The following is a 16302-nucleotide window of genomic DNA, read 5'->3' as shown; positions in this document are numbered from 1 at the left end:
CAGGAGTCCGCATGACCTTCACGACCCTCATCACCGGCGCCAGCTCCGGCCTCGGCGCCGAGATGGCCCGCCAGTTCGCCGCGCTCGGCCACGACCTGGCGCTCACCGCGCGCCGCACCGACCGGCTCGACGAGCTCAAGGCGCAGATCGTCGCCGCCCACCCCGGCCGCCGGGTCGAGACCTATGCCCTCGACGTCACCGACGACGACGCCGTCACCGCCGTCTTCGACCAGGCGAAGGGGGACTTCGGTCGCCTCGACCGGGTCATCGTCAACGCCGGACTCGGCAAGGGCGCGCCCTACGGCAAGGGCAGCCACTACGCCAACCGCGAGACCATCGAGACCAATGTGCTCGGTGCCGCGATCCAGACCGAGGCCGCGATGGCGATCTTCCGCGAGCAGCAGGCCGGCCACCTCGTGCTCATCTCCTCGGTCACCGCGCTGCGCGGCATGCCGAAGTCGATGACGACCTATGGCGCGTCCAAGGCCTTCCTCGCTTCGCTCGGCGAGGGCCTGCGCAGCGAGCTCATCGGCAAGCCCGAGCTCGACATCGACGTCACCGTCCTCTACCCGGGCTACATCCGCTCGGAGATGAACGAAAAGGTCGAGCAGAAGACGAAGTTCATGGTCGACACCGAGACCGGCGTGCGCGCGATGGTCGTCGCCATCGAGGGCCGCAAGGCCAAGGCGCTCGTCCCCGCCAAGCCCTGGGTCGCCGTCGGCTCCGCGATGAAGGTGCTGCCGCTCTCCGTCGTGCGCAAGATGCTCTGACGCCCGACTCTGCATTGCCCTACGGCAATGCGGGCTCCCGGCGACTTGAACCTGCATTGCCCTACGGCAATGCAGACTCACGTCTGGCGGATGGCGGCGAGGCGGGTGGTGAAGTCGTCGATGGCGTCGGCGAGGCCGGGCCCTTCGAGGACCTCGAGGGTGGCGCCGAGGTCGAAGGCGGCCATCGTCAGGTGACGGGCGAGGCTCGCGAGGTCGTCGGCGCTCGACTCGAGGTCGGTGACACCGGGGCGCACCTGGGTCGCGACCCCGTAGGCCGCGGGGACGCGGCGGCGCACCGCCTCGACGTCGGCGGTCAGGCGCACCCGCACTCGGTGGGCATAGCCGGCCCGGGTCACCGCCCGCCGTACGTGCTCGACGGCATCGGGCGCCGGCCGCGGCCGGAAGCGGAAGGTCGACGCCCGCACCCCCGACATCCGGTCGAGGCGGAAGGTGCGCCAGTCCTCCCTTCGCCCGTCCCACGCGAGCAGGTACCACCGCCGACCGGTCGCGACGAGGCGATAGGGCTCGACGTCGCGATCGCTCACCTCGCCCGAACGCCCCGTGTAGCCGAAGCGCACCCGCACGTGGTCACGCACCGCGTGGGCGAGGACGACGAGCACGCCGGTGTCGACGTCGTCGGTCGCGCCGGGCAGCAGGGCGGTGGCGTCGGCGAGCGCCGCCACCTCGCCGCGCAGCCGCGGCGGCATCACCTGGTCGAGCTTGGTCAAGGCCCGCACTGCGGGTTCGCCGATCGCCGAGATCCCTTGTGCGCCAACGCGAAGCGCCACCGTCACGGCCACGACCTCGTCCTCCTCGAGGAGCAGCGGCGGCATCCGCCCACCGCTGCCGAGCCGGTATCCGCCGCCGACCCCGGGCGTCGCCTCGACGGGATAGCCGAGCTCGCGCAGCCGCTCGACGTCGCGCCGCAGGGTGCGGGTGGTCACCCCGAGCAGCTCGACGAGCTCTGGCCCGGTCCACACCGACCGGGTCTCGAAGAGCCCGAGCAGGCGCAGCGCACGTTCGGTCGTCTCGGCCATGCCCACCATCTTCCTCGGATCGGTGACAGAACTTGTCCGCAATGCCGTGGACAGTGGATTCCGGGCGAAGGGAGGTCCCTCCCTTCGCGGCACGAGCACCGAGACTTCGACCGCAAGGAGCACGCCATGTACACACCGGCCGTCCACGACGAGATCACCGGCTACGCCGAGTACGTCGACCAGCAGCTCGAGAGCCTGCGCGCCAGCGCCCACGGCCTCACCGAGGAGCAGGCTCGCCTCACCCCGACCCGCTCAGCGCTGTCGATCGGCGGGATCATCAAGCACACGAGCTACGTCATCGCCTCCCCGGACGAAAAGGAGGGGCGCGTCGAGGAGGGCGGCGAGATCACCGAGGACGCCTACGCGGCCTTCATGGACACCTTCGCCCTGCGCGCCGACGAGACCCTCGCCGCGACCATCGCGACCTTCGACCGACGCCGGGTCACGGTCGTCGAGTGGATCCGCAGCAGCGACCCGAGCGCGGAGCAGACCGTCCCGCCGGCCCCGTGGTACGGCCTGATGGACTCCTCGCGGGCCGCGATGCGCTACTCCTTCGGCCACGTCATCGAGGAGCTCGCCCGGCACGCGGGCCACGCCGACATCATCCGCGAGCAGATCGACGGCGCGACCTCGCTCGAGCTGGTCCTCGCCGACACGGGCCGCCCGGCGACCCCCTTCGCCCAGCCCTGGTCACCGAAGGAGCCGGCCACGACATGATGGGCAGGTGCGCATCACCGGCCTGATCATCACCAGCCCCGACGTCGCCGCCACGCAGGACGCCTGGCGGCGACTCGGCACGCTCGACCGCGGGATCGAGGTCACGCCGGGCGAAGGGGGCCTGGCCGCCGTCGTCCTCGGCGTCGACGACGTCGCGGCGACCGAACGCCTGCTCCAGCGGCGCGGCCTCGACGGTGACGCCGGCGGCTTCGACCTCGGCGGGCTGACCTGGCGACTCGCTCCCTTCGTCGAGGGCGAAGGGAGCCCCAGCAGCACCGACCTCGTCCTCGACCACGTCGTCGTGCGCACCGGTGACGCCGAGCGGGCCGCCGCCGACCTCGGCGCGCGCGTCGGCCTCGACCTGCGGCTGGACCGGCGCCTGACGGAGCACGGCTTCCGCGGGCTCTTCTTCCGCTGCGGCGACGCGGTCGTCGAAGTCGCCGCGCCGATCGAGCCAACGGGCGAGCCCGACAGCTTCGGCGGCCTCGCCTGGCGGTCCGCCAACATGGAGGCCACCCGCGAGCGCCTCGTCGCCAGCGGCGTCGAGGTCTCCGAGGTGCGCACCGGCCGCAAGCCCGGCACCCGCGTGGCGACCGTCCGCGACCGGGCCCTGGGCACCCCGACACTGCTCATCGAGCAGGGCTGACCGTCCCCCTTCGCGCCTGCCCGCCCGGGTGCAGTCCGAGGGCATGGCCACGGACGCACGGACCCTGCTCGCCGGCATCGTCGCCGACCGGCTGCACGAGTTCGGCTGCGCCATCTCCGCGCGCGCTCGACGTGCCCTCCCTGCGGACCGGCATGAGCGCGATGACCGTCGCCCTCATGGCCTACCTGGCGAAGGGGGCCTGAGGCTCGCCGGTCGTGCCGGAGGTGGTGTCGGAGGCCCCGACCACGGTCGGGAAGAGGCGGGCCAGGGTCTCGTCGAGGTCCGGGACGACGCGGCTGCTCGTGGGGTCGGCAACCACCCGATCGACGCCCCGGTCCTGCTGGTCGTGCAGCAGCCGCAGGTACGACACCTGACGTGAGTCGAGCACGGTCGGCAGGTGCCGGTGCAGCACGGCGTGGCTGCGGGCGGACGAGGGGAAGCTCGTCCTGCCGGTCCCGTCGTGCCGACCGACGAAGGCCAGCCCCAACGCCACCATGGCCTGGACGCTCACCCCGAAGTCGGCGAGGGACCCGGCCGCGTAGCGGGCGGTGAGACCACGGCCGAAGCTCACCGCGAACCCGTCGTGGGCCAGGGTGACGAGCGGCAGCAGGCGGTCGAGGTAGTCGGCGGCGAGCAGGTCGTCGTCGTCGACGCGCACCCAGGCGAGTGGCCCGGCAGGCACACCGCGGGCCCGCAGGTCGTCACGGATCGCGCCGATGCGCCCCTTCCACCCGCCGACCGGGTCGAGGACCAGCGCCGGGTTGGCCTCGGCTGCGGCACGAAGGGGGTCCAGCCACCGGTCCGGCAGGTCGGGGCTGTGCTGCACGATGTGCCGGTAGCCGTGCCGCTCGTGGAAGCGCTGGTACACCGGCACCGCCCACTCGAGGAAGATCTGCTGGCGCGGCGCCATCCGCTCGGGGGCCCAGAGCCGGTCGCGGTACTCCGCGGCGTCCACCTGGGAGAGGCGCCAGTCCAGGCTCTCCGGCTGGAAGAGGCTGTAGCGGGTCACGCCGTAGACGGGCGGCACCACGTCCTGCCCTGCGCCGGCGCGAGCCCGCAGCAGCTCCTCCTCGAGCTCGGCGATCCGCTCGGCCCGCTCCCGCGAGCGCGCAGCGTGGTACTGCGCCTTGGCCTGCCAGTCCGGCTCCCCCATGGTCCATCCCCGCCGTTCGTGCGCGCTCCCCCGGCCACGTCCACCACGCAGCCGCCGTCACCGTACTGCCACCGCCCCGCCCGCAGCGGACGCCGCACCGCGTCCCCCTTCGCATTTCCTTGAGGTCGGGCGATTTGGTTGGTTGCGTCATGCAGGCATATGGTTGATGGGTGCACACAACCACCTCCCCCGTCGCAGTTCATCTGCAGGAGACCCTGGGCCAGGTCTTCGGGCTCTTCTCCAAGATGATCGCGCGCCGGCAGGCGACCGACCCCCAGGCGATGAGTCGCACCGACTACGCCCTCCTCGGGTCGCTCGCGCACTGCCCCACCGAGGCCGGCATCCGCATCTCGAAGCTCGCGGAGGCCCTTGGCCACGACCTGTCGACGATCAGCCGGCGGGTCACCCACCTCGAGGCGCACGACCTGCTCGAGCGACTGCCCGACCCGAGCGACGGCCGGGCCTCGACCGTCCGCCTGACCGCCGCCGGTCACGACGCGCTCACCGACGAGCGCTCGGCCCGCACCGGCCTCCTCGGCCGGGTGCTCGCCGACTGGCCGGTCGACGACCTCGAGGAGCTCGACCGTCTCCTCAGCCGACTGGCCACCGATCTTGCCGCCGAGGCGCACTCGGCGACGCACCCCCCTTCGCCGCTCCAGACCACCGGAAGGACCGCCTCGTGAGCTCCACCACGGCATCCGCCCCCTACACGATGAGCGCGGAGAACAAGCGCGTCTTCGCCGGCCTCATGCTCGGCATGCTCGTCGCCTCCGTCAGCCAGACCATCGTCGGCCCTGCCCTGCCCCGGATCGTCTCCGAGCTCGGCGGCATGGACCACTACAGCTGGGTCGCCACCGCGGCCATGCTCGTCTCGGCCGTCACCGTCCCGATCGTCGGCAAGTTCTCCGACCTCTACGGCCGGCGCGGCTTCTACCTCGGCGGCATCGTCGTCTTCATGATCGGCTCGCTCATCGCCGGCTTCTCCCAGTCCTTCTGGATGCTCGTCGCCGGCCGTGCCGTGCAGGGCCTCGGCATGGGCACGCTGATGCCGCTGTCGCAGACGATCATCGGCGACATCATCCCGCCGCGGCAGCGCGGCAAGTACCAGGGCCTGATGGGCGCGGTCTTCGGCGTCACCTCGGTCGCCGGACCGCTCCTCGGTGGCGTCATCACCGACCACCTCGGCTGGCGCTGGCTCTTCTTCGTGTCGCTGCCCATCGGCCTGATCGCCCTGGTCTTCATCGCGCGCTTCCTCCACGTGCCGCACACCCCGCGCAAGGCGCCGATCGACTACCTCGGCATCACCACGCTCTCGACCGGCCTCGTCGCGCTGCTGCTCGCCGTCTCCTTCGGCGGCTCCAGCTGGGCCTGGGGGTCCGGCGAGTCGATCGGCCTCTTCGCCCTGAGCGTCGTCGCGCTCACCGCCTTCGTCCTCGTCGAGCGCAAGGCCGTCGAGCCGGTGCTGCCGCTGCGCCTCTTCGCCAACCGCACGATCAGCCTGAGCCTGGTCTCCGCCTTCGGCGTCGCGATCGTCATGTTCGGCGCGATCATCTACATCCCGGTCTTCGCGCAGGGCGTCATCGGGGTCAACGCCACCAACTCCGGCCTGATCCTCATGCCGCTCATGCTCGGCTTCATCATCTGCGGCATCCTCACCGGGATGCTCATCACCCGCACGGGCAAGTACCTGCCCTTCATGCTCACGGGCATCGCGATCATGGCGGTCGGCGTCTTCCTGCTCACCCGCCTCGACCACGCCGCCACGAGCCTGCAGCTCACCGAGGCGATGGTCGTCCTCGGCATCGGCCTGGGCATGGCGATGCAGCAGTACACCCTCGTCGTGCAAAATGCCGTCTCCCGCTCCGACATGGGCGTCGCCACCGCGTCGACCCAGTTCTTCCGCAACGTCGGCTCGACCGTCGGCATCGCGATCTTCGGTGCGGTCATGTCGAGCGGTCTGCAGGAAAAGATCGCCTCGCACCTGCCCGGCGGCATGCCCGCGCAGGCCGGCGGTCACATGGACGCCGGGGCGGTGCTCGACCCGAGCGCCCTCGCCAAGCTCCCCCCGGCCGTCGCGGACGCGGTCCGCTGGGGCCTGGCGGACAAGCTGACCGACGCCTTTGCGCTCGGCCTGCCGATCCTCGCGGTGGTCTTCGTCGCGACGCTCTTCATCCCCAACACCCCGCTGCGCGAGACCAACGACGACGACCCGGTCGAGGACGCCGGCCAGCAGGTGCTCGACGCCTATGCGTCGGAGTCCGGTGAGAGCGACCACCGCACCACGGGCGAAGGGGGCGCCGCCGCCGGCCAGTCCACCGAGCCGGGCGCGTCGGTCGACTCGGACCTGGCCGGCGCGCGCCGGGGCTGAGACCCGGCAGGCGGGTCCGGGGACCCTGTCGCGGGGAGGCCAGGGGCCGACCCGGGCCCTACGCCACTGCTCCGTCCTCTGGGCCGACCCGAGGTACGGAGCAGTGGCGTATGCAGCCAACGGACCTGCAGAGTCAGCGGCAGCCGGCCCGCCACGAGCCGACCCAGAGGCTCGGAGGGTCAGCCCGGCGGGGCGATCGGCAGGCTCCGCCCGCTGACGAAGCGCCGCTCGCGCCCGTCGACCGGGTCGACGAGCTCGAGGGTGCTCGCGAGCAGCTGCAGCGGCGTCGAGAAGTCGTCGACCGACACGTCGAGCACCTCGGGGTAGAGCGGGTCACCGACGATCGGGATGCCCAGGCCGTGCAGGTGCAGCCGCAGCTGGTGGGTGCGCCCGGTGTGCGGGGTCAGCCGGTAGACCGCGAGGTCCCCGACCACCCGCGCCACCTCGATGTCGGTCACCGCGTTGACCGGGGCGTCGGGGACGACCTGTGCCTGCCACACCCCGCGCGTCTTGGCGATGTGGTTGCGCACCGTGAGCGGGAAGGCGAGGTCGTCGCGCCCGGACGCGAGCGCCTCGTAGGTCTTGCGGACGTGCCGGTGCTCAAAGAGGGTCTGGTAGGGCCCGCGCCACCGCCGCTCGGTCGCGAGCAGGAGCACGCCAGAAGTCACCCGGTCGAGCCGGTGCAGCGGGGTGAGCTCCGGCAGACCGAGCTCGTCACGCAGCCGCACCGTGACGCTCTGCATGACGTGCCGCCCACGCGGGATCGTCGAGAGGAAGGGCGGCTTGTCGACGACGACGAGTCGCTCGTCACGGTGCAGCACCGTGATCTCGCCAGGCACCGCGGGCTCCTCGCGCAGGTCGCGGTGGAACCACACGAAGGTGTGCGGCCGGTAGGCGTCGTCGGCCAGCAGCACCGAACCGTCGTCGTAGACGAAGCGCTCGTCGGCCAGCATCCCGTCGACGTCCACCCCTTCGGGCGAGGTGTCGCGCAGCCAGTGGCCCATCGTCGACCACGGGCGCGGCCGGCCGTGGTCGTGGTCGGGGGTGCGCACCCAGGCCGCGCCGAGGCCGTGGCGCGCTGGCAGGGGTGAGCGAGGGGGCACGGGTCCGAGGGTAGGCGAGGGGCAACGTGGGACCCAGACGATCGGGCGGGCGGAATGTTTGATTTTCAACTACTGTTGACCCAGGTGACATCAACCGAAGGAGCACCAGTGCCCGCCGTGACCGTCGACAACATTCTCGCCCTCCCCCGCGTCACCCAGCCGGCGCCGGAGGCGATCTCCCGCCCGGTGCTGTCGGTGAGCACCGCGCCCAAGGGCTTCGAGGGCGAGGGCTTCCCGGTCCGCCGCGCCTTCGCCGGCGTCGACATGGCGCGCCTGGACCCCTTCATCCACATGGACCAGATGGGCGAGGTCGAGTACGCCCCGGGCGAGGCGCGCGGCACCAGCTGGCACCCGCACCGCGGCTTCGAGACCGTCACCTACATCGTCGACGGCACCTTCGCCCACGAGGACACCCACGGGGGCGGCGGCCTGATCACCGACGGCGACACCCAGTGGATGACCGCCGGCTCCGGGCTGCTGCACATCGAGGCCCCGCCGGAGGAGCTCGTCGTAAGCGGTGGCGTCTTCCACGGGCTCCAGCTGTGGGTCAACCTGCCGAGCCACCAGAAGATGTCCGACCCCAGGTACCAGGACATCCGCTCGGGTCAGGTCGGCCTGCTCTCCAGCCACGACGGCGGCGCGCTGCTGCGGGTCATCGCCGGTGAGCTGGACGGCCACGAGGGCCCGGGCATCACGACGACACCGATCTCGATGATCCACACCACGGTCGCCCCTGGCGCGCGGCTGCACATCCCGTGGCGCGAGGACTTCAACGGCCTGGCCTACGTGCTCTCCGGCCGCGGCACCGTCGGTCCCGACCGCCGTCCGATCCGGGAGGGCCAGCTCGCGGTCTTCGGCGCCGGCGGCGCCCTGGAGATCACGGCCGACGACCGCCAGGACTCGCGCAGCCCCTCGCTCGAGGTCGTCCTGCTCGGTGGACGCCCGATCCGCGAGCCCGTCGCCGCCTACGGCCCCTTCGTCATGAACACCCGCGAGGAGCTCGTGACGGCCTTCGAGGACTTCCAGGCCGGCCGCCTCGGCGTCATCCCCAAGACGCCGAAGGTGCGCCCCGCCCTCGAGATCGCCGAGGCCATGGCGCAGGGCGGCCACCCCGGTCACGACGTCCTCTGAGGCGTGCCGCTCCCCCCTTCGTCGGCCCCCTGACTCCCGACGAAGGGGGGCGCACCCCACCGGGGCGCGTCGCCGCAGCGATGTCGTACCCGTGGGTGAGGATGATCGGGTGACCAGCCCGTCGGCGACCCGTCAGGCGGCCTCGGCCGATGCGGCCCGGCCCGCGACGAAGGGGGGAGGCTCCCCCCTTCGCCACTGGCCGTGGGCGCTGGTCGCGGTGGCCCTCCTCGCCCTGGTCGCGGTCGGCTGGTCGGCGACCGCCTCCTATCCCGAGCACGCCGGCTCGTGCGCCGAACCCGGCTGCGAGGCCGCGGCCGGCCACCGGGTTCTCGCCCACTGGGGCGGCATGGCCGCCGCCGGCCTCGCGCTCGCCGCGGGGCTGATCGCCTGCCTGCGCTCACGCTCGACGCAGCCGACGACCTTCCCCGCCCGGCTGTCCCCGATGTGGCACGGCACGGTCGTCGGGATCGTCGTCATGGTGCTGGCGACCTTCACGCTGTGGCCGACGGTGCGCGTCGGCATGCTCAGCCCGCCGCTCGGGGTCGCCGTCCTCGCCGTCGAGTGGGTGCTGCTCGCCGTGGCCCTCGACCGCATGCACCTGGCCGCCCGGCCGGCGAGCGCCCCGCGCCGCCGGCTGCTCCAGTCCCTCGCGGTGGCGGCGGCCGTCGTCGTCCTCGAGGTGGCGCTGCCGCTCGTCTCGCCCTTCCGGGCGCTGTCGGCCGGCATGCTGCAGATCGCGCTCGTCCAGGCCGGTCTCGCGCTGGCGCTCACGACCTGGCTGTCGCTGCGCGACCCGGCCGGTCACGGCGACACCCACGGCGAGCGGCGCACCGCCCGGCTCGCGACACTGGGCATGCTCGTCGTGGTCGTGACGATCTCGGTGACCGGGCTGCACCTGGGCCCGGGCAGCGCCGAGCGCTTCGGTCGGGACCTGGCCGACCTCGTCCAGCCCTGGTAGCCGGCGAGCACCCGGCCCATGGCATCAGGCGAAGGGGTCGCGCCCCCGCTTGAGCGCTGCCTGCGCTTTGCCCGACTTCCCGATCGCCGCCCACCGCTTGCGGGCAGCGGCCCGGGCGGCGGGGTCGGTGCGCATCGCGATCCACGCCGCCTCGCGCTGGAGCTTGCCCCAGCTGTGCCAGCGACGCTCGTCGAGCTCGCCGGAGGCCAGTGCGGCCTGCACCGCGCAGCCGGGCTCGGTCTCGTGGGCGCAGTCGGCGAAGCGGCAGGACGCGATGAGTTCCTCGACGTCGGGGAAGGTCAGCGCCACGCCGTCGCCGTCGTCGTGCAGCCCGATCGAGCGCAGGCCGGGGGTGTCGATGAGCACCCCTCCGCCGGTGAGGGCGATGAGCTCGCGCGCGGTCGTCGTGTGCCGACCCTTGCCGTCCTGCCGAGTCCCGGAGACGAGCTGGACCTCTTCTCCCGCAAGGACGTTGACGAGCGTCGACTTGCCCGCGCCGGACTGGCCGACGAGGGCGGTGGTCCCGCCGGAGAGGACCGCGGCGAGGACGTCGACGCCCTCGCCGGTCTCGGCGGAGACGACGTGGACGTCGACCCCGGGCGCGGCCGTCTCGACCTCGGCGCGGGTGGCGTCCGGGTCGTAGGCGAGGTCGCACTTCGTCAGCACGACGAGCGGCTGCGCCCCGGACTCCCAGGCGACGACGAGATAGCGCTCGATGGTCGACAGGTTGACCCGGGTCTCGAAGGGCACGGCCACGAGCACGTGGTCGAGGTTGGCGGCCATGACCTGGGCGTCGGACCGCTCGCCGGCGGCCTTGCGCACGATCGCGGAGCTGCGCGGCAGGACCACGCGGACGACGTCGCCGTCGGGGCGGCGCTCCAGGCCCACCCAGTCGCCGGTCGTCGGCTGGTCCTCGAGCTCGCTGCCCGCCGGCAGCCGGACGAGCGCCGGGGTCGGCCCGTCGGCGGTGTGGACGGTCACCCGCCCGCGGTCGACCCGGCCGACGCGCCCCGCCACGAGGTCGAAGGCGCCGTCCTTGGGTCCCACGTTCCGCGTGGGCGGAGCGACGGAGGAGCCACGAAGGGGGGAGCCCGTCACGGCGTCGTCAAAGGCGCCCGCGGTCGTGTCGTCCCACCCGAGGTCGGTGAGGGTGGGGACGGTGGTGGTGTCGCTCATCGGCACCACGGTGGCACCGGGGCCGGGCCGCTCGCCAGTGATTATCTGCCGGGCCCGGCGCCCGGTCCGTCAGGGATCAGGCGCGGCGGCGGCGCAGCCAGACGACGAGGCCGATGACCGTGACGACGACGGCGAGGCAGCACAGTGCGCCACCGATCGAGGCCATGACGATGCTGCCGACGGACAGGTTGTCCCCGACGACGAAGGGGGCCGTGCAGCTGATCGTGTAGCCGCCACCCTGCTCGGCGTCGAAGGCCATGACCCGGTGCAACGTCTTGTCGCCTGCCGTCACCGACTGGTCACCCGTACCGGAGTCGGACACGGCGCCGGCGGGACCGGTCACGGTGCACGATGCGGTCGCGGTCTCCGACCAGACGGCCACCGACTCACCCTCCTCGAGAGTGACCGAGTAGGACCCGGTCTGCATCGGCTCGTCGGCGAGCTCCTGGCTCTGGCCGAAGACCGAGAACCCGCCGATCCCGCACAGCACGAAGGAGATGAGGAGGATGACCAGACCGGTGACGAAGACCCAGGGGGTCCCGCGCTTCGTGGGCTGCTGGGGCGGCATCGCGTAGCTCATGGCCACACCCTAGGAGGACCGCACCCCGGCGCGTGGGACGGACTCACCACCAGACCGTTGACAGATCAACCACCCTCCGCCACGATGACGCCCGGGGGACCGCGGGAGCAGTGCATCGCATGGGCCTCCACACCTCACCTTCACCCCCCCCTTCGTCACTCGGAGTCTGCCGTGATCCGCGCTACCGCCACCTTGGCTACCGCTGCCCTGATGCTGTCCCTGCCCACCGCCGCGAGCGCCGCTCCGGCTGCCGCCGCCGCACCCGCTGCCGTCACCGTCTCCGCACCGGCCGTCGCCTCGGCGACGAGCGCCCGCCCCAGGGGCAGCTACGCGGTCAAGGTCGTGAGCGTCACCGACGGCGACACCATCCGGGTCTGGGTCAAGGGCCGCTCCACGCCCGTGCGCCTCATCGGGCTCAACGCCCCCGAGAGCAACCCTCGGCAGTGCTACGGCACCCAGGCCACGAGCCGGATGAAGCAGTTGACCAAGGGCGGCACCGTCTACATCAAGACGGATGGCTCGCAGGGCAACAAGGACAAGTACGGCCGACTGCTGCGCCACGTCTACACGCCCGGCGGCACGTCGCTGGCGCTGAAGATGATCGAGGGCGGCTACGCGCGGGAGTACACCTACAACCGCAAGTACGCCGGGCAGTACTCGCACCGACTCGCCCAGAGCCGGGCCAAGTCGGCGAAGCGCGGGCTGTGGCGCTCGTGCGTGACCACCCCGAAGCCGACGCCGGTCAGCACCAGCTGCAAGATCAAGGGCAACATCAGCAGCAGCGGCGAGCGGATCTACCACCTGCCCGGGCAGCGCTTCTACAACGTGACGAAGATCGACACGAGCAAGGGCGAGCGCTGGTTCTGCACCGAGACGCAGGCGCGCAACGCCGGCTGGCGCAAGAGCAAGGTCTGATCAGGGGCCGACGCGTCGCCGCGACGGGCCGCCCAGCGCCGCCCAGACCGTCGTCTGCTTGTCGTCGCGCTGGACGCCCCACTCGTGGGCGATGCTGCGCACGATCCGCAGGCCGCGGCCGGAGGTGGCCCACATCTGGCGGGGCGCCGGGGCCGGCTCGGTCTCGGCGCCGCCGTCGCTCACCTCGACCTCGACGTTGTCGCCGCGGGCCTTCCAGTGGATGCGCACGGTCCGGTCGGCGAGCGGCGAGGCGTGCCGAAGGGAGTTGGTCACCAGCTCGGTGACGACGAGCTCGGCCTCACCGATGACCTGCTCGCTGACCTCGCGCGCCGCGAGGTCGAGGGCGATCGCCTCGCGCACCCGGGTGACGGTCTGCAGCTCCCAGCGGGCCCGGATCGTGCGGGCCTGGCCGCGGCCGATCTCTCCTCCGAAGGAGTCGAGCGTCGGTGCGGTCGCGGCGCCGTCCTGTGGCTGCCCCATGTCTGACGATCCCTTCGTCGCGGTCGCGGACCCGGTCATTGTCCCTGCCACGGCGGTGCGACCCAACTCCCGGGCCGTGCAGCGCCTACGCTGACCGCCATGGGTAAGGCTTCACGTCGCAAGAAGGACGCACAGGGCAAGACCAAGGTCGCCCCCGTGCCATATGTCGCACGCCCCTTCGAGGGGCTGCCGGGCGAGCCCGATTGGGTGGCCGCCTACGAGATCCTCCCGGCGGCCACGGCCACCCTGACGCTGCGGTCCGACGCGGTGCCCGAGGGCTCCCCCGACACGGTCACGCTCGCCAGCGTGCTGCCGATGGCCTGGCCGGCGCTGCGCCGTCAGGACGGCAGCGTGCTCATCGCCAGCCAGTCCGGGTCGAGCAGCGGCGACCCGAGCCGCGACCTCGCGCAGGCCTTGCTCACCGCACTGGCAGCCGAGCCGGGCGCCCCGATCCCCCAGCTGCCGCGCACGACCGCCGAGACCCCGCGGCTGCAGGACCTCGTCGACACCTCCGCCCCCTTCGACATCACCGTCCACGAGGGCTTCGACTTCTGGGTCGACGGCCAGGAGGTGAGCGGCGAGGCCGCCGCGTCGCTCGAGCGGGCCAACGAGTCCGTCGTCCCGACCACCCCGATCGCCGGGACCCCGAGCACCTACTGGTGCCGCATCGGCGAGCGCACCTACATCCGCCACGTCCTCGCCGACGACGAGGAGAGCGCGACGACCGCCCTGGCCCGACTCCACGCGAAGGGGGAGGCGCACCTCGACGAGCACCGCCGCCTGCTCGGCATGTTCCGCGCCGGCGGCCTCGTCGTCCCCGTGTGGGAGGTCGCGGCCGACTCCGAGCCCGCCGAGCACGAGGGCGCGGTGGCCGACTTCGCCACCCGCTACGCGGCCGCGGCCGCCACGACCGACGACCTCACTGCCGACGAGCGCCGGGCCCGTTCCGGTCTGCTCTCGCGGCAGGTGACCCTGCGCTGACGATGTCCGCGAGAGTGGCCGCGATCGTCCCGGCCAAGGACGAGGCCGAGCGGGTCGCCGCGACGGTCACCGCACTGCTCTCGCTCCAGGACGTCGACGTCGTGGTCGTCGTCGACGACGGGTCGACCGACGCCACGGCCAGCGAGGCCGCCGACGCCGGGGCTCTCGTCGCGCGCCACCCCGCCAACCGCGGCAAGGCGGCCGCCCTCGAGACCGGCGTCGCCCGGCTCGTCACCGAGGAGCAGCGCACCGGATCGCCCGAGCACGTGCTCCTCTTCGCCGACGCCGATCTCGCCGAGTCGGCGGCCAACCTCGAGCCCCTCCTCGTCCCGGTCCTGCTCGGGTCCGCCGACCTGACCGTCGCCAACATCCCGCGCTCGGCGTCCTCGCTCGGCTCCGGCCGCGTCGTCCGGCTGGCCCGCGCGCAGATCGAGGCGATGACCGGACGCACGATCGAGCAGCCGCTCAACGGCATGCGGGCACTCACCCGGGCGACCTTCGCCGATGCCACCCCCCTGGCGTCCGGCTGGGGCGTCGAGGCGGCCATGCTCGTCGACGTGCTGCGGGCAGGCCGGCGGGTCGTCGAGGTGCCCGTGGAGCTGACCCACCGGCGCACCGGCAACGACATCAAGGGCCGGGTGCACCGGGCCATGCAGCTGCGCGACGTGTCGACGGCGCTGCTGGCTCGGCGCTTCCTGTCGTGAGGGACGACGGCGACCGCGACCCGCTGGGGCTCGGCCTGCTCGTCGTCGGCATCGGCCTGCTCCTGCTCGTCGGGGCGAGCGGCACCTCGCTGGCCCTCCCTCCCCTGGGACCGAGGGGCTGGGCTCCCCCTTCGCTCCCGTGGCGGCTCGGCGGCTGGACGGTCATCGCCCTCCAGGCCACCGGCTACGCCCTGGGCGCGGCCTCGCTGTGGCAACATGTGCGGCGACCGACCCCCCTTCGCCTGCGGTGGTGGCACCTCGTGGTGCTCGCCGGGCTGGTGCTGCTCACCGCGCCCTTCGGGACCGCCGACCACACCAACTACGCGGCCTACGGGCGGATCCTCGTCGAGGGCGGCGACCCGTGGTCGGTCGTGCCGGCGGAGTGGCGCGGCGGGGCCGACCCCGTCGTCAGCCGGGTCCAGGACCCGTGGCGTGAGGCGACGAGCGTCTACGGGCCGGTCGGCACGTGGCTCATGGGGCTCGCGGCCGGGGTCGGCGGTGACGTCGCCCGGCAGGTCGTGTGGGTCTGGCAGGCGCTCGTCGTCGCGGCCTGGCTGGGCACCCGTGAGCTGCTCGTGCGCCTGGGCACACCCCGGCCCACCGTCGACCGGTGGTGGACGACCAATGTCCTCGTCCTCGGCGCCGGGGTCCTCGGGGCGCACGTCGACACCCTCGCCGTCTGCGCGATGGCCGCGGCCCTCGGGCTCGGTCTCGCCCGGCGACCGCTGCTCGCCGGGCTGGCCACCGGGCTCGCCGCGAGCGTGAAGCTGACCGCCGGGGTCGTCGGCGTCGCGCTGCTGTGGGAGCTGCTCTCACGGCGTGGGGGTCGGTGGGCCGGTGCCGGTGCCGGTGCACTCGTGCTCGGGACCCTCCTCGTGCTCGTGCCGGCTCATGCCGTCGTGGGTGCCCACGCGCTCGGTCGGATCACCGAGGCCGGCGGCGGGATCTCCTACGCGATGCCGTGGCGTGGCCTCTACACGCTGCTCGACCTCGCCACGAGCGAGCCCTTCGCGCGCACGACGACGACCTGGATCGCGGCGGGCGCGTGCCTGCTGCTCGCCATCGCCCTGTGGCGGATCACCGAGGGCCTGACCGACGTGGTCGTGGTGCGGGCGCTGTGGGTGCTCACGACGGCCTACGCGCTCGGCGCGGGCTACGTCCTGCCCTGGTACGAGCTGCCGCAGTGGCTGGCGACTGCCGTGCTCGTCGGGGTCGTGGGGCGCGAGGGGTGGCGTCGGCTCGCTCCGGTGCTGCTCCTGCTGGTGGGTCGCTCGCTCGTCCTCGCCCTGGCCTACGTCCCCGGTCGCGTCCAGCTGCCCGAGACGATCGAGACGGTGACGCTGGGCTTCCGCTTCGTTGCGTCGCCGCTGGCCACGGTCGCCGTATGGATCGCGATCTGGGTGCTGTGCCGGCAAGCCCGTCAGAGTCGAGTCAGGGGATGGTCAGGAAGGGGTCAACGGATCTAAGATCCAGTGATCGCGCGCAACCCGGGGGGACGAGATGGAGTGCACTTCGTGCGGGACGACGGGCACGGGGGCCTTCTGCCCCGGGTGCGGGGTCCGCATGGCGACCGATGGTGGCAC

General features: G+C 72.8%; 17 protein-coding genes. 11 read left to right on the top strand and 6 right to left on the bottom strand.

Annotation, left to right across the window (positions count from 1 at the left end; all coding sequences use genetic code 11):
- The first annotated feature begins 11 nt into the window (after positions 1-11).
- Positions 12-770 carry an SDR family oxidoreductase gene (locus NYE39_RS11515; protein WP_341012746.1) on the top strand — a complete coding sequence of 253 codons (759 nt, stop codon included), beginning with the start codon at positions 12-14 and terminating at the stop codon, positions 768-770.
- Between the two features lie 77 nt (positions 771-847).
- Here the strand turns inward: NYE39_RS11515 and NYE39_RS11510 are convergent, their stop codons facing one another.
- On the bottom strand, positions 848-1807 hold the full coding sequence (locus NYE39_RS11510; RefSeq protein ID WP_341012745.1) for a helix-turn-helix transcriptional regulator: 960 nt from the start codon (positions 1805-1807) through the stop codon (positions 848-850).
- 126 nt (positions 1808-1933) lie between these two features.
- On the opposite strand from NYE39_RS11510, the gene NYE39_RS11505 reads away from it, so the two are divergent.
- Positions 1934-2524, top strand: a complete 591-nt coding sequence (locus NYE39_RS11505; protein WP_341012744.1) for a mycothiol transferase — start codon at positions 1934-1936, stop codon at positions 2522-2524.
- Between the two features lie 7 nt (positions 2525-2531).
- On the top strand, positions 2532-3170 hold the full coding sequence (locus tag NYE39_RS11500; RefSeq protein ID WP_341012743.1) for a VOC family protein: 639 nt from the start codon (positions 2532-2534) through the stop codon (positions 3168-3170).
- Positions 3171-3351: 181 nt separating this feature from the next.
- Here the strand turns inward: NYE39_RS11500 and NYE39_RS11495 are convergent, their stop codons facing one another.
- Complete coding sequence (locus NYE39_RS11495) at positions 3352-4323, bottom strand: glycosyltransferase (protein ID WP_341012742.1); 972 nt, start codon at positions 4321-4323, stop codon at positions 3352-3354.
- Positions 4324-4493: 170 nt separating this feature from the next.
- Between NYE39_RS11495 and NYE39_RS11490 the strand changes: the two genes are divergently transcribed.
- Both NYE39_RS11490 and NYE39_RS11485 read left to right on the top strand, forming a co-directional pair.
- Entirely contained in the window at positions 4494-5006 is a 513-nt protein-coding gene (locus tag NYE39_RS11490; RefSeq protein WP_341012741.1) for a MarR family winged helix-turn-helix transcriptional regulator, read from the top strand.
- Positions 5003-6691 carry an MDR family MFS transporter gene (locus tag NYE39_RS11485; protein ID WP_341012740.1) on the top strand — a complete coding sequence of 563 codons (1689 nt, stop codon included), beginning with the start codon at positions 5003-5005 and terminating at the stop codon, positions 6689-6691. Before NYE39_RS11490 ends, NYE39_RS11485 begins: the two co-directional genes overlap by 4 nt.
- 179 nt (positions 6692-6870) lie before the next feature.
- Here NYE39_RS11485 and NYE39_RS11480 read toward each other — a convergent pair whose 3' ends face one another.
- Complete coding sequence (locus tag NYE39_RS11480; RefSeq protein ID WP_341012739.1) at positions 6871-7794, bottom strand: pseudouridine synthase; 924 nt, start codon at positions 7792-7794, stop codon at positions 6871-6873.
- A gap of 108 nt (positions 7795-7902) precedes the next feature.
- Between NYE39_RS11480 and NYE39_RS11475 the strand changes: the two genes are divergently transcribed.
- Positions 7903-8925 (top strand): pirin family protein, encoded by a 1023-nt coding sequence (locus NYE39_RS11475; protein ID WP_192911235.1) that lies wholly within the window; start codon positions 7903-7905, stop codon positions 8923-8925.
- Between the two features lie 109 nt (positions 8926-9034).
- Positions 9035-9883: a hypothetical protein gene (locus NYE39_RS11470; RefSeq protein WP_341012738.1), complete on the top strand. Its 849-nt coding sequence runs from the start codon at positions 9035-9037 to the stop codon at positions 9881-9883.
- A gap of 24 nt (positions 9884-9907) precedes the next feature.
- On the opposite strand, the gene rsgA is transcribed toward NYE39_RS11470, so the two are convergent.
- Complete coding sequence (gene rsgA, locus NYE39_RS11465; protein WP_341012737.1) at positions 9908-11059, bottom strand: ribosome small subunit-dependent GTPase A; 1152 nt, start codon at positions 11057-11059, stop codon at positions 9908-9910.
- Positions 11060-11135: 76 nt separating this feature from the next.
- A complete protein-coding gene (locus NYE39_RS11460; RefSeq protein WP_185221256.1) occupies positions 11136-11639 on the bottom strand; it encodes a hypothetical protein in 504 nt (167 codons plus the stop codon).
- A 210-nt stretch (positions 11640-11849) separates the two neighbouring features.
- Here NYE39_RS11460 and NYE39_RS11455 point away from each other — a divergent pair, with 210 nt between their 5' ends.
- Complete coding sequence (locus NYE39_RS11455) at positions 11850-12554, top strand: thermonuclease family protein (RefSeq protein ID WP_341012736.1); 705 nt, start codon at positions 11850-11852, stop codon at positions 12552-12554.
- Here NYE39_RS11455 and NYE39_RS11450 read toward each other — a convergent pair whose 3' ends face one another.
- On the bottom strand, positions 12555-13034 hold the full coding sequence (locus NYE39_RS11450; RefSeq protein ID WP_084450887.1) for an ATP-binding protein: 480 nt from the start codon (positions 13032-13034) through the stop codon (positions 12555-12557). It lies immediately after the preceding gene.
- A 99-nt stretch (positions 13035-13133) separates the two neighbouring features.
- Here NYE39_RS11450 and NYE39_RS11445 point away from each other — a divergent pair, with 99 nt between their 5' ends.
- Genes NYE39_RS11445 through NYE39_RS11435 form a run of 3 tightly spaced genes read left to right on the top strand, consistent with a single transcriptional unit; the run spans position 13134 to position 16185 of the window.
- Positions 13134-14015 (top strand): DUF5926 family protein, encoded by an 882-nt coding sequence (locus NYE39_RS11445; protein ID WP_341012735.1) that lies wholly within the window; start codon positions 13134-13136, stop codon positions 14013-14015.
- Between the two features lie 2 nt (positions 14016-14017).
- On the top strand, positions 14018-14719 hold the full coding sequence (locus tag NYE39_RS11440; RefSeq protein WP_234993805.1) for a glycosyltransferase: 702 nt from the start codon (positions 14018-14020) through the stop codon (positions 14717-14719).
- Positions 14716-16185, top strand: coding sequence for a glycosyltransferase family 87 protein (locus NYE39_RS11435; RefSeq protein WP_341012734.1), 1470 nt, complete (start codon positions 14716-14718; stop codon positions 16183-16185). Before NYE39_RS11440 ends, NYE39_RS11435 begins: the two co-directional genes overlap by 4 nt.
- The last annotated feature ends 117 nt before the right edge of the window (positions 16186-16302 follow it).

The organism is Janibacter sp. FSL W8-0316, from assembly GCF_038004165.1.
In the GTDB taxonomy this organism is placed as follows: Bacteria; Actinomycetota; Actinomycetes; order Actinomycetales; family Dermatophilaceae; genus Janibacter; species Janibacter indicus.
Note: the sequence above shows the minus strand (reverse complement) of the source record. Positions and strands in the feature narration are given on the sequence as shown.

Coding starts and splice junctions, on each gene's coding strand:
- NYE39_RS11515 (WP_341012746.1), top strand. CDS start 12: ATGACCTTCACGACCCTCATCACCGGCGCCAGCTCCGGCCTCGGCGCC.
- NYE39_RS11510 (WP_341012745.1), bottom strand. CDS start 1,807: ATGGCCGAGACGACCGAACGTGCGCTGCGCCTGCTCGGGCTCTTCGAG.
- NYE39_RS11505 (WP_341012744.1), top strand. CDS start 1,934: ATGTACACACCGGCCGTCCACGACGAGATCACCGGCTACGCCGAGTAC.
- NYE39_RS11495 (WP_341012742.1), bottom strand. CDS start 4,323: ATGGGGGAGCCGGACTGGCAGGCCAAGGCGCAGTACCACGCTGCGCGC.
- rsgA (WP_341012737.1), bottom strand. CDS start 11,059: ATGAGCGACACCACCACCGTCCCCACCCTCACCGACCTCGGGTGGGAC.
- NYE39_RS11460 (WP_185221256.1), bottom strand. CDS start 11,639: ATGAGCTACGCGATGCCGCCCCAGCAGCCCACGAAGCGCGGGACCCCC.
- NYE39_RS11455 (WP_341012736.1), top strand. CDS start 11,850: ATGCTGTCCCTGCCCACCGCCGCGAGCGCCGCTCCGGCTGCCGCCGCC.
- NYE39_RS11450 (WP_084450887.1), bottom strand. CDS start 13,034: ATGGGGCAGCCACAGGACGGCGCCGCGACCGCACCGACGCTCGACTCC.
- NYE39_RS11445 (WP_341012735.1), top strand. CDS start 13,134: ATGGGTAAGGCTTCACGTCGCAAGAAGGACGCACAGGGCAAGACCAAG.
- NYE39_RS11440 (WP_234993805.1), top strand. CDS start 14,018: ATGTCCGCGAGAGTGGCCGCGATCGTCCCGGCCAAGGACGAGGCCGAG.